This window comes from Hyunsoonleella sp. J2K-J805 (assembly GCF_057167125.1).
Window position 1 is genome coordinate 304,197 of sequence record NZ_CM169901.1, and the last position, 13,676, is coordinate 317,872.

Below are 13,676 nucleotides of genomic sequence, written 5' to 3' on the forward strand. Positions count from 1 at the left end.
AACGCTACCCAAAGTATTTAAAAACCTTTCTTAAGAGATCTGTTTTTCCTTTGTAAGGTGCATATCTAAAAGAAGGGTCAAACCAAGTACCCCGTTTCATAATTGACGTTTCATGTGAAAATGTATCAAAACCGTGCTTACCATGATATTTTCCCATACCGCTACCACCGATGCCTCCAAACGGTAATTTGGGGTTGCCAAAATGTACCAGTAAATCGTTAATAACACCACCACCAAAACTAAATTTTTTGATTGTGTTTTCAACAAAACGTTTGTCTTTTGAAAAAACGTAGAGGGACAATGGCTTATCGTTTTTTAAAACAATGGTTTCAATATCGTTTTCAGTATCATAAGTAAGAATTGGCAAAATAGGTCCAAAAATTTCTTCCTGCATTATTTCGCTATCCAAACTTGGGTTATCAATCAAGGTTGGTGCCATGTAATTGTCGGTTTCATCAATTTCACCTCCAAACAGAATCGTTTCATTTTTTATTAAGCCCTTTAATCTTTCTAGGTTTTTAGAATTAATTATTCTTGGAAAATCGTGGGATGTTTTAGGGTTGTCGCCGTAGCGCTTTATAATTTCATTTTTTAACGCTTCAACTAAATCTATTTTAGCAGAGGATTTTACAAGTACATAATCAGGGGCAATACAAGTTTGCCCGCCATTAAACAATTTTGCCCATGTTAAACGGCGCGCCACAAGTTTCAGGTTATTGGTGTTATCAATAATGCATGGTGATTTTCCGCCCAATTCTAACGTTACTGGTGTAAGTTGTTTTACTGCTGCTTTTGCCACTATTTTGCCAACTTTAGTACTACCGGTAAAAAAGATATAGTCCCATTTTTGAGCTAATAATTCTGTTGAAGTTTCTACACCGCCTTCAATAGAAATAGCTATGTTTTCTGGGAATACATGTTTTATAATTTGTGTAATTACTTTTGAAGTGTTTTCGGTAAGTTCGCTTGGTTTTAAGACTACGGTGTTGCCAGCGGCTATTGCCATAATTAGAGGATCTATAGCCAATAGAAATGGATAATTCCAAGGGGCAATCACCAAAACAGAACCGTAGGGCTCTTTATAAATGTAGTCTCTAGAAGGAAACGTTAATATTGATGACCTGACGCGTTGTGGTTTACTCCAAAATTTTAGTTTTTTAATGGCTAGGTTTATCTCAGAAAGCACCAGCCCAAATTCACTAATATAGGTTTCAAATTCTGATTTTTTGAAGTCTTTATGCAATGCCTCTAAAATATCTTGCTCTCTTTTAATAATTTCAGTTTTTAGAGCCTTTAAGAGCGACAAACGATACGAAACATCTTTTGTTGTTTGAGATAAAAACAACGCTTTATGGGAAGCTAAAATATCTGGTATTGATTTCATTTACCTAAGATAAAACATTAAATGCAAGCATCCCAAATTACATCATTTGGCAGGGGTGCTACAAGGGATATAGGTTCTTTTTTTACTGGGTGCATAAATTCAATTTGTCTTGCATGAAGATGAATACTGGAGTCTTTATTGCTTCGGTCAAATCCATACTTTAAATCTCCTTTTATAGGGCTGCCAATGTGTGATAATTGTGTTCTGATTTGATGGTGTCTGCCCGTTTCTAAATTCACCTCTAAAAGCGTATAATTATCTAATTTCTTAATGATTTTATAATGTAGAATTGCTTTTTTACTGTCCTTCACTTGTTTAATATGGACATACGACTTGTTGTTTTTCGGGTTTTTTTTAAGCCAATGTATTAAGGTGCCTTCAGGTTTAGACGGTGGGTTCTTGACTACCGCCCAATAAGTTTTATTGACTTCTTTTGACAAGAATAATTTGTTTAGTCTTGGTAGTGCCTTACTGGTTTTTGCGAACATCACAATACCTGTTGTGGGTCTATCCAAACGATGTACTGTTCCTAGATAAACGTTTCCAGGTTTGTTGTATTTCTCTTTAATATAGGCTTTAACCACATCACTAAGCGGAGTGTCTCCGGTTTTATCGCTTTGTATGATATCGCCAGCACGTTTATTGACAATGATTAAATGGTTGTCCTCGTAAAGAACTTGAAGGTTGTCTTTATTTGATAGTGTTTTTTTTGACACGAATTTCACGAATTTTCACTAATGTGATTTGAGATTCTTGAGTAAAACTTATAACTGTGACTGAGAGTGTTTACTAATACTGCTCACTTTCATTAGGAAAATCCTGAGTTTTCACGTCATCAACATACTGGGAAATGGCGCTGGTCATTTCTTCATATAGATTCAAATAGCGCCTTAAAAACCTTGGGTTAAATTCATGCGTCATTCCAATCATATCGTGAAGCACCAATACTTGCCCGTCCACCTCAGGGCCAGCACCAATGCCAATAATAGGAATGCTTACACTTTCGGCGACTTGTTGTGCTAGTTTAGCTGGAATTTTTTCCAGAACAATGGCGAAACAGCCTAATTTTTCAAGCATTTTTGCGTCGCTCAATAATTGTTCTGCTTCTTGCTCCTCTTTGGCACGAACGGTATAGGTACCAAATTTATAAATGGATTGGGGTGTTAACCCTAAATGCCCCATTACTGGAATGCCAGCGTTTAAAATACGCTTTATGGATTCTTTTACTTCTTTGCCGCCTTCTAATTTAACGGAATGTGCGCCACTTTCTTTCATTATTCTAATAGCAGAACGTAAGGCCTCTTTTGGATCGCTTTGGTAGCTGCCAAAAGGCAAATCTACTACAACTAAAGCTCTATCGATGGCTCTTATTACTGAGGATGCGTGATAAATCATTTGGTCTAAAGTAATGGGGAGTGTAGTTTCATGTCCAGCCATCACATTACTTGCCGAATCGCCAACCAAAATTACATCAACCCCAGCACCGTCAACAATTTTAGCCATAGTATAATCATAAGCGGTAAGCATTGATATTTTTTCGCCAGTAGATTTCATATCCACTAGGGATTTTACCGTAACACGTTTGTATTCTTTTTTAGCGGTAGACATGTTATATAAATTTTGTGTAGCCGTAAAAATAGTAAATTAAAGATTGTAATGATTATTTTATTGTTGGAGTTGCGATAGAGACTTAAATTGTGTAAAACGAAATGTTGCTGCGAGCAAGTGCGCTAGGGATTGTAGCGGCATCCTTTTTGTGTAGTGTTTAAAATTCCAAGATTTTCATAATATTATAAATTGATCTTGAAATGATGAGATCCTGAAATGAGTTCAAGACTGCTACGCGAAAAGATATAGCGGAAAGCCCGACCCCGCATAAAGCGGGGGAGCGCCCAAACACTTATTTCCTTTTGATAAGTTTGAAAGACTTTTCCAAACCGTTTTGATTGGTTTTTAAAATATAAATACCCACGGATAGATTGTGTCCATTTATTGGTAATTGATAGTTTTGACTGTCCTCTGAAATAGTGATATTTCCTGCTGTTATAGCTCTACCCATAATGTCGTAGAGTACAAAGTCCACAGGTTCTGATTGTGATAGACTTACTATTCTAAGCGAAACGTTACCTATAAATGGATTTGGATAGACTGATGCATTGTAACCATCTTCTTCTTCAACCACTGTAAAAGGATCTGTAATAGCGATTTTTAGTTCGCTTAAGCCATAACAGCTACCACCAAAATTTGACGTAGGGGTAATAAGAACATACCTAGCTTTTGTAGCATTAAAATTCGGGCCTTCACTACCTTGATACGTTGACGAACCTGTTGCCTGCTCTAAATTGAACGTACCTAGTTTAGTCCAAGTAACAGCATCTAAAGAGTAATCTATATTAAATTCGTTTATGCCAAAATCTAGGTTTTTGGCTTCATTGGCATTCCAAAATTGGGTTTCGTTTAGCACGTAATTATATCCTAAGTCGTACATAATCCAATGTGTTTCTCCGTATGAGGTAATTGGGTTTTGTGAAGGTTCACACGATACCCAACCGTCAAACCACGTTGTACTGTGTCTGTCAGGATAGCATTGCGCCTCTAGAATTTGTACTCCAGAAACGAAAAATAAGGCTATGTATAGATAAATATGCTTCATCATGTTAAATTCATAAATCCAATTGGAGGTGTGCCGCTATTTGTATCGTAGAAATTTGACAAATTGGGCAGTACCATATTTAAGTCTGTCGGGGAAACCCCAAACCATAGGGCTAATTCTGCCATATATAAATCAGCGGCAGTGGTAGGGACGAGTACACCATTTCTTAAATCTAAATCGCTATCAAGCGCTAATGTTGGATACTCTCCGTAAATTTCTTTTCCGTTAACTGCACCTCCCATCATAAAGGCGTTTCCACCCCAGGCATGGTCCGTTCCATTGCCGTTAGAGGTTAATGTTCTAGAAAAATCGGACACACTAAACGTTGTAACACAATCATTCGTATTAAGTTCAAACATTAAACTATTAAAATAGCTCAATGCATCATTTACTTCTTTTAAATTATCCCCATGATTGATGAGCAATTCATCATGATTATCAAATCCTCCAATTTCTACGAAAAATATTTGTCTGGAGAACCCTAATGTGTCTCTTGCTCCGATAGTTTTAGCCACCATATGCAATTGTTCCGCTAAATTATTTTCTTCAGGAAGCGGTGTAATAAAGTCTTGAACGCCATCAACTGCAGCTTGAAATGCTAAATTGGCATCATTTGATGCTTTTACGGTATTTTTATAAGTGTTTTTGTAAATATCTTGATAGTCTTTTTCTAGCATGGAATTTAGAGCATTGGTCTTTAATTCGTTAAAAAAACCATTGCCACCGTAACCATTTATCCCAACACTCCCTGAGTTTTTAATAGTATATGGCGTTATTTGATCACCACGTTGAAATATATTTGAGCCACGTAGAGAAATGTTCATTGATATTTCTTGACTAGAGTTCATTGATTGAACCAAATCTGCAATTTTTCCTCCCCAACCAATATTTGTACGCTCTCCAGGATTTCCTGTTTGCCATTGTTGAGATTGATCGGAGTGTGAAAACAGCCCAAGTGGTGTTTTTACAATATTATCTTTAATATCACTTTTTGTAGAAGGCTCTATCAAAGTACCTACATTAGATAAAAAAGCAAGGTTACCGCTCTCAAACATTTGATGCATATCAGTAAGTTGTGGGTGTAAACCAAAGACCCTACCATCGTTTGTGTTTGGATTAATTTGCAAGATATCATTTTGCGGTATTGCTAAATTTGATCTAGTTGTAGCATATTCGCTATACTCATTGTTTCCCTTTGGAATGAGCATATTAAAAGAATCGTTTCCGCCGCTTAGCATAAGGCAAACTAACGCTTTATAATCCCCACCATAAGGTATAATGGCTGAATTATCCATGGCAGCTGCTGCCATAGCTTTTAGGTTGATAAGAGAGGAAAATAGAGTGGTGTAGCCCAACGCAGCACATGAGTCTCCCAAAAATTTTCTTCTTGACATTGTGTTTTTCTTCTTCGCCATAAATCTTATTTTAGAATGACATAATCAGGACTTACCATTAGTAGGTATAGTGCCATTTTTACTCTTAAGTCTGTTTGGGTAACATCATCACCCCAACCTCTTGTAATGCCCTCAACTGCATCCACTATAATTTGTTTGGTTTCATCAGATAGTTGCCCTCTAGTAAATAATTTATCTAATTGATTTACCAATACTTCACTATCTTTTGCATAGTACTTTAATGCTTCAAAGTCTAGTGGTGTTCCATCTAGTTCCAATCCCCATGTTCTTAAAACTTCGTACCATCGAGGGTTTGTCCAAGCATCAACCTGATTAAGATAATTGATACTGGTAGCAGAATTGTGAATTTGGAATTCTGGCGCAAACAGGTTTGCATTGGCAAATTCACTATTAGGAACATATTCAGGTAGGAAAAAATTGAACACGCTTGGTGCTGCGAGAGGTGCTTGACCCGTATCCCTGAAAAAATGTTGTCCGTTATTCCAATAACGTCCATCTTCGTTATCTAAATCAACTTGTCGTACAACATTAAAATACCGCATCATAGGTTCAATAATCTTACCGCTTGTTGGGTTTTCTATCCAGCTACAACTTCTAGCTTCCTCATCCAATAATATGGCTTTAATTACGGCTTTCATGTCGCCTCTTACACCTTTGGTATTGTTAAATGCAGCACTTACTCTGGATACGTAGGCAGGAGATGGATTTGATTTTACTAATTGCTGTATTAATCGCTTTGCTATAAATGGTCCCGTGTTGTCATGATTGAATAAGTGATTGATCGTATCATCAATATCCTGCATACCCGACTGACCGTTTGGAATGGTGTAGCCATTTAATAATTGTTTTGCTCCAGGCTCATGCCAATCATCATACATTATCATTGGCATATCCTTTCTAGCAAAATAATGCCCCATACCAAACCTTAAAGTTCTATCTGTAAACTCCTCTTCAATAGCTGCAGGTCCTAGGCCTGTAAAAATTTTGGCAAATTCTTTAATATCATCGTTATCGTAGGTGGGCATGCGATTACCCTCTCCATCAAGTTTGTATGTGCCGTTTTGATTTAGTTCATATAATCCAATCGTAAATAACTGCATGATCTCTCTGGCATAGTTTTCATCGGGATGAATATTTCTGTTTGGAACACTTCTTGGATTATTGTAATGACTTAAATACACACCCATCATTGGATGAAGCGTAACTTCTTTTAAAAGATCTCTATAATTACCAAAGGCATTATCTTTTAAAACATCGTAATAGTCTGCTAGACCAACGCCATAACTAGAGAGGTTTGATTCTCTTGAAATTACTAGAATTTGACTTAAGGCCAAGGCAATTCTTTGACGTAGTAAGTCTTCATTTTTAATATTGCTTTGCCACCAAGCATACATAAAATATTGCCAATTGAGATTATCAAAATCTTCAGCGCTTCCGCCATTAGAAACATGTATTTGACGTGCTTCTGAATAGATTTCTTGAGTTAATTGTTGAAGTGGTTTGGACTCTATACCAAATTGATTGTCAATCCAATCTTCAAAAGGTTGTTCTGCTACAGATTTTATATATTCTAAATTAGTTCCGAAAGTTGCTTGCGCTAGAAAACGAGAAGTTTCTAGTAATTTTCCATCTAACCCATTCCCATTTATAGTATTTATAGCCTCAGCACTTTCTCTCCAATCTGTTCTTGTTTGTTGACTGCTAGATGTTACTGTTATCCCTTTACTATGACCTGCACCTAAATAATCTCTGTAATCTTGAGCGGAGATACTTAAGGTTAAGCACGAAAGCGTAAAGAGTAGATGTTTTTTCATAGTTTTTTAATTGAATTAACTTTAAATTGTAGGTTTTTTAAGTCTTAATTCGTTCAAATATAAATAAATAACCGATTAATGAATTATTTTTTCGATGAAACGTAAATATTGATTAGCTTTCGTCGATATTTATCTTTGAAGTCAAGAATGTATAGCGTTTTAACGCTAAAATTGGTAAGTAATTATAAATCAGATATTTTGATGCGCGAACTAGCAATCTGATAAATGCACACCAACAGCCAAACCACCTTCTGAAGTTTCTTTGTATTTGGTATTCATATCTTTGGCGGTTTCCCACATGGTGTTTACCACTTTATCCAAAGGCACTTTTACATTTTCTGGTGAAGTATCCAATGCTAATTCAGATGCATTTATAGCTTTTATAGCTCCCATGGCGTTACGTTCAATACAGGGGATTTGTACTAAACCACCTATAGGGTCGCAGGTTAAACCTAGGTGATGTTCCATAGCGATTTCGGCTGCCATTAGTACTTGTTCTGGTGTGCCACCGTGCAATTCGCAAAGCGCCCCAGCAGCCATGGCAGATGATACACCAATTTCTGCTTGACAACCACCCATTGCAGCACTTATAGTGGCTCCTTTTTTAAATATACTACCTATTTCTCCTGCAACCAGAAGAAAGCGTTTAATGTCTTCAAAATTACCGTCGTGGTTTTCTATTACCAAATAATACATCAGTACAGCTGGAATAACACCTGCGCTTCCATTGGTTGGCGCTGTTACAACGCGACCTAAAGAGGCGTTTACCTCATTTACTGCTAAAGCGAAACAGCTTACCCATTTCAGAATTTGGCGGAATTTAACCTCGGTATCGCGTATGGCATAAATCCATTCTACAGGAGTCGTATAGACCTTTTCTCCTTTTAAGTTTTGGTAAATGTCGTATGCGCGACGCCTTACGTTTAAACCCCCGGGAAGTGTCCCCTCAGTATGGCAACCTATATACATGCATTCTAGCATGGTGTCCCATATGCGCTGTAGTTCTTTATTAATGTCTTCGGAAGTACGAATAGATTTTTCGTTTTCTAATACCACTTGTGATATAGGTTTGTTAAGCTGCTTACAATATTGTAGCAAATCCGTGCCTTTGTCGATTGGGTAAGGGAAGTTGCATTTTATTTCAAAATTGCGTTTTGCATTTTTACGCTCCTCTTTTACAACAAAACCTCCACCAATGGAGTAGAATTTTGAGGTGCTTTTTTTATCATTTACAAGCGCTGTAAAGCTCATGCCGTTGGCATGAAATGGTAAAAACTTTCTATTAAATATAATATCTGTTTTAGGATTGAATGCTAGTTTAATTTCTCCTCCAAAATCTATAATATGATTCTCCTTTATGAGTTTTACGGTGTTTTCAATATCATCTGTTGGAATGGTTTCAGGGTCTTTTCCGCTTAGTCCCAACATAACGGCATAGTCTGTGGCGTGTCCTTTTCCTGTTAGGGATAATGAGCCGTAAAGATTAACTGTAATTTTCTGAACATCCTCGAATCTATTTGCTGTTTTAAGTTCGTTTATCCAGCGTTCGGCAGCTCGCCAAGGCCCTAGTGTATGGGAGCTTGATGGGCCAATACCTATTTTTAGCATGTCGAAAACTGAGATACATTCCATTTACAGAGTCGTTTTTAATACTTCAAATATATCAAAATAGAATCTTTAAGATTTTTTTTTTTAAAATAAAAAGCATTCTCATGTTAATGAAAATGCTTTGATTTTATTTATTAGTGGTTATATCTATTTTACATAAATTTTATCGTATATCAAATAACTCGATAGTACTAGCATCCATAATTGAATTAAAGTTTGAAGTGTCAAGACCATCAATATTATCTGCTGGAATAACAACGACTCTAAATGCCTGATTTTGAGTCCAACTATCATCTAAAGTATTAAAATCTATTGTTCCATCCAAGAAGAACGTAACATCCTGTTGTGTAAAATCATAATTGTAAACTAAAATACCGTTTTCAAAATATTCGGTTTGTGTTAATAGTCTCCAAATAGGTTCACCAGCATCAGTTTCCCATTCAATGTAAACTAAGGTAACATCAGAAGGTAAAACTTCAAAACCGTAAGGTTCTGTAAATTGGAAGTTATTGTCAGCATTGAAATTAACTTCAATTTCAAAAGCAGAAGCTACGATAAGGCCGCCATCTTGCCCGTTAATGCCATCAATACCGTCAAAACCGTCAAACCCAGGAGGTCCTTGGGGTCCTGTACAAGATGTTAATAATATGGCGAATACTGCAAAAAAAGATAAAATACGTTTCATAATTATTAGGATTTATAATCATAATATCAAATGATATACCAAAGTGATTATTATTTTATTAATGTTTAATATAAATTTATGACATCATGTCATATTTCTTGTCATGGCATAATGATTGACTATTAGAAATCGAGTTTAAAAAGAACATTCAACACAATAAAAAATATATTATGAGTAAAATTATTGGAATCGATTTAGGAACAACCAACTCTTGCGTTTCGGTAATGGAGGGTAACGATCCTGTTGTAATCCCAAATGCGGAGGGGAAACGTACCACGCCATCGGTGATTGCGTTTGTAGAAGGTGGCGAAATTAAGGTTGGTGATCCTGCGAAAAGACAAGCGGTAACAAACCCTACTAAAACGGTTTATTCTATTAAGCGTTTTATGGGAAATAAATATTCTGAATCTAAAAAAGAGGCAGAACGTGTGCCATATAAAGTGGTAAAAGGTGACAACGATACACCTAGGGTAGATATTGATGGCAGATTGTATACGCCACAGGAACTATCGGCTATGATTCTTCAAAAAATGAAGAAAACTGCCGAGGATTATTTAGGTACAGATGTAAGTAGAGCGGTTATTACTGTGCCTGCTTATTTTAATGACTCTCAGCGTCAAGCAACGAAAGAGGCTGGTGAGATTGCTGGTTTAAAAGTAGAGCGTATTATTAATGAGCCTACTGCTGCTGCATTGGCTTATGGTTTAGATAAAAAAGGACAAGACCAAAAAATAGTGGTGTTTGACTTTGGTGGTGGTACGCATGATGTATCTATCCTTGAATTGGGTGATGGTGTATTTGAAGTATTGTCTACTGATGGTGATACACACTTAGGAGGTGATGATGTTGATGAAAAAATCATCAATTGGTTAGCAGATGAGTTTAATGCTGAAGAGAATATGGACTTGCGTAAGGACCCGATGTCTTTGCAACGTTTGAAAGAAGCTGCTGAAAAAGCTAAGATTGAATTATCATCTTCTACACAGACAGAAATTAACTTACCGTATATTACAGCTACAGCTAGTGGCCCGAAGCACTTGGTACGTACATTGACACGTTCTAAATTCGAGCAATTAATTGACGATTTAGTAAAACGTACGATAGAGCCATGTGATTCTGCACTTAAAGCGGCTGGTTTAAGTAAAAGTGATATTGATGAAGTAATTTTAGTAGGTGGTTCTACACGTATTCCTGCAGTACAAGCAGCTGTTGAGAAATTCTTCGGAAAGGCACCAAGTAAAGGTGTAAACCCTGATGAAGTTGTATCTTTAGGTGCTGGTATTCAAGGTGGTGTATTAACAGGTGATGTTAAAGATGTATTATTACTTGATGTAACACCATTATCACTAGGTATTGAAACTATGGGTAATGTATTTACAAAGTTGATTGAAGCTAATACTACGATTCCTACTAAGAAATCGCAAGTGTTTTCAACTGCAGCAGATAATCAACCATCGGTAGAAATTCACGTACTACAGGGTGAACGCGCTATGGCAGCAGATAATAAAACTATTGGACGTTTTCACTTAGATGGTATTCCACCAGCAAGACGTGGTACGCCACAAATTGAAGTAACTTTTGATATTGATGCCAATGGTATCATTAAAGTATCTGCTGAAGATAAAGCCACTGGTAAGAAACAAGATATAAGAATTGAAGCGTCTTCTGGATTAACTGAAGAAGAGATCCAAAAAATGAAAGCTGATGCTGAAGCAAATGCTGAAGCAGATAAAGCTGCAGCTGAAACGGCTCAAAAATTAAATGAAGCTGATTCTATGATTTTCCAAACGGAAAAGCAATTAGAAGAGTTTGGTGATAAATTATCTGATGATAAGAAACAACCAATCCAAGATGCTTTAGAAGAGTTGAAGAAAGCTTATGAAACTAAAGATTTGGCACAAATTGAGCCAGCTTTAGAGAAAATAAATGAAGCTTGGAAAGTAGCTTCTGAAGAAATGTACAAAGCACAAGCTGAAGCACAACAAGCAGGTGGTGCACAACCAGGACCAGATGCTGGTGCTGGAGATCAAGCGCAATCTGAAGGCAATGATGTTGAGGATGTTGACTTTGAGGAGGTGAAATAAAAAAATGCGATTGCATTATTTGGATAAAACGCAACCAATTTGGTTGCGTTTTTTTATTTGGTAGAGATGCGATTCATCGCGTCTCATTATGATTCATTGTTTTGAGACGCGATGAATCGCGTCTGTACGGATTAATTTGTATATTGTTTATAATTATGTCTGCACCCAAATTTAATGATAAATACAGAATTCCGTCAGCGCGTTTGAAGGGATACAATTATGCATCAAATGGTGCATATTTTATTACGATTTGTACTGCGGACCGGAATCATTTTTTTGGTGACGTTATCAATGGTGATATGGTTTTGAATGATGTTGGGGTATTGGTTAAGAAATATTGGGATGCAATTGCACAACAATTTCCATTTATGAAATTGGACGAAATGGTTGTGATGCCGAATCATATACATGGTGTTTTGTGGATTGATAATGATTCTGTGGTTGGTAGAGACGTGATGAATCGCGTCTCTACAGGTGGTGTAACAGGGAAAAACAACCCAATGTTCCACAAAAATATATCACGTATTATACGCTGGTACAAAGGCAGATGCACATTTGAAATAAATAAAAAATTTCCTGATATAAATTTTGGTTGGCAATCTAGGTTTTATGACCATATTATTCAAAATGAAAAATCATTGGTCAATATTCAAAACTATATTTTGAATAATCCAGCTATGTGGCAGCGCGATAGAAACAATAAAAAAGGATTGCGTATGTAATTTCTAATACATTTGTAATGCACAATTAATAATGAGCATGTTTTTGTGTTTTCAATTAAAATTAACCAAAGGAATTAATGGTTTTCTCTTCAAATATAAAACCCAAATATAAACCAAAACGTTTAGCCGTTAAACTAAACACCAAAGGCGAACAATTCGTCTTAAAAGGCCACCCTTGGGTATTTTCAAATAGTATTACTAAGATTAATACAGATGCCAAAACTGGGGATTTAGCCATAATTTTCAGTAAAAATAAAAATCGTGTAATTGGTTTGGGTTTGTATGATGCCAATTCTCCTATACGGATTAAAATGTTGCATTCTGGCATCGAAAAAGCAGAAATCAATGCAGCGTTCTTTCAAAATAAAATAAAAGGAGCATTCAACAAACGTCAATCCTTATTAGAAACCAACACGAACAGTTACCGCCTTATATTTGGAGAAAATGATGGTTTCCCTGGATTAATCGCTGATGTGTATGCATCGGTTTTGGTAGTAAAAATTTATTCTGAAATATGGTTACCGTATCTAGAGCCTATTTTAAAAAATTTACAACAAACCTCTAATGCAGAGACTGTAGTTATTCGATTAAGTAGGAGTTTAGAAAACTCAAAATCACATCAATTAAAAAATGGAGCTGTGGTTTATGGCACTTTGGAAAACGAGGTTGTTCAGTTTGTAGAACATGGTGTGATTTTTTCAGCAAATGTTATCAAAGGTCATAAAACCGGTTATTTTTTAGATCATCGGGCTAATAGAAAACAAGTAGGCGCGTGGAGTAAAGGAAAAACAGTTTTAGATGTGTTTAGTTACGCCGGTGGCTTTTCAGTGCATGCGTTGGCAAATGGCGCAAAAGAAGTAACGAGCTTAGATATTAGTAAACAAGCCTTAGAAATTGCTGTTCAAAATGGAAAACTTAATAATTATTCAGGAGTTCATAAAACTATTGCAGGTGATGCGTTTGAAGAACTAAAAGAATTGATTAAAAACAAAATCACTTATGATGTTGTAGTGATTGATCCACCAAGTTTTGCAAAACAAGCTTCAGAAATTGAATTGGCAAAAAAGAAATACGCACAATTAGCTCAGTTAGGGGAGCAACTAACTGCTAAAAATGGATTACTAGTTTTAGCATCTTGTTCCTCCCGAGTTATTGCCCAAACGTTTTTTGATATCAATAATCAAGTATTATCGTCAAAAAATAGAACATACAGTTTAAAATTGAAAACCCAACACGATGTAGATCATCCCATTGGGTTTCCCGAAGGTGCGTATTTAAAAAGTGGGTATTACCAATTTTTAGATTAGTTGG

Annotated in this window: 11 protein-coding genes; 3 read left to right on the top strand and 8 right to left on the bottom strand. The window is 36.2% G+C overall.

Annotated features, from left to right (window positions below):
* Positions 1-4: 4 nt before the first annotated feature.
* From AC1B0Z_RS01285 to AC1B0Z_RS01320, 8 genes are all read right to left on the bottom strand, one after another.
* Entirely contained in the window at positions 5-1,384 is a 1,380-nt protein-coding gene (locus tag AC1B0Z_RS01285) for an aldehyde dehydrogenase (RefSeq protein WP_483793724.1), read from the bottom strand.
* Positions 1,385-1,401: 17 nt separating this feature from the next.
* Positions 1,402-2,100, bottom strand: coding sequence for an RluA family pseudouridine synthase (locus tag AC1B0Z_RS01290; protein WP_483793725.1), 699 nt, complete (start codon positions 2,098-2,100; stop codon positions 1,402-1,404).
* A 73-nt stretch (positions 2,101-2,173) separates the two neighbouring features.
* On the bottom strand, positions 2,174-2,992 hold the full coding sequence (gene panB / locus AC1B0Z_RS01295) for a 3-methyl-2-oxobutanoate hydroxymethyltransferase (protein WP_483793727.1): 819 nt from the start codon (positions 2,990-2,992) through the stop codon (positions 2,174-2,176).
* Positions 2,993-3,284: 292 nt separating this feature from the next.
* Complete coding sequence (locus tag AC1B0Z_RS01300) at positions 3,285-4,040, bottom strand: T9SS type A sorting domain-containing protein (RefSeq protein WP_483793729.1); 756 nt, start codon at positions 4,038-4,040, stop codon at positions 3,285-3,287.
* Positions 4,037-5,452, bottom strand: a complete 1,416-nt coding sequence (locus AC1B0Z_RS01305) for a DUF1501 domain-containing protein (RefSeq protein ID WP_483793730.1) — start codon at positions 5,450-5,452, stop codon at positions 4,037-4,039. The genes AC1B0Z_RS01300 and AC1B0Z_RS01305 overlap by 4 nt, the downstream gene beginning before the upstream one ends.
* Before the next feature lie 5 nt (positions 5,453-5,457).
* Complete coding sequence (locus tag AC1B0Z_RS01310) at positions 5,458-7,266, bottom strand: DUF1800 domain-containing protein (protein ID WP_483793732.1); 1,809 nt, start codon at positions 7,264-7,266, stop codon at positions 5,458-5,460.
* Positions 7,267-7,476: 210 nt separating this feature from the next.
* Positions 7,477-8,898 carry an L-serine ammonia-lyase gene (locus AC1B0Z_RS01315; protein ID WP_483793734.1) on the bottom strand — a complete coding sequence of 474 codons (1,422 nt, stop codon included), beginning with the start codon at positions 8,896-8,898 and terminating at the stop codon, positions 7,477-7,479.
* 139 nt (positions 8,899-9,037) lie between these two features.
* A complete protein-coding gene (locus AC1B0Z_RS01320; RefSeq protein ID WP_483793736.1) occupies positions 9,038-9,559 on the bottom strand; it encodes a collagen-like triple helix repeat-containing protein in 522 nt (173 codons plus the stop codon).
* Between the two features lie 170 nt (positions 9,560-9,729).
* Between AC1B0Z_RS01320 and dnaK the strand changes: the two genes are divergently transcribed.
* The 3 genes from dnaK (at position 9,730) to AC1B0Z_RS01335 (ending at position 13,672) form a co-directional block, all read left to right on the top strand.
* Entirely contained in the window at positions 9,730-11,643 is a 1,914-nt protein-coding gene (dnaK, locus tag AC1B0Z_RS01325) for a molecular chaperone DnaK (protein WP_483793738.1), read from the top strand.
* 155 nt (positions 11,644-11,798) lie between these two features.
* Positions 11,799-12,365, top strand: a complete 567-nt coding sequence (locus AC1B0Z_RS01330; RefSeq protein ID WP_483793740.1) for a transposase — start codon at positions 11,799-11,801, stop codon at positions 12,363-12,365.
* 77 nt (positions 12,366-12,442) lie between these two features.
* Complete coding sequence (locus tag AC1B0Z_RS01335) at positions 12,443-13,672, top strand: class I SAM-dependent rRNA methyltransferase (RefSeq protein ID WP_483793741.1); 1,230 nt, start codon at positions 12,443-12,445, stop codon at positions 13,670-13,672.
* Positions 13,673-13,676: the final 4 nt, after the last annotated feature.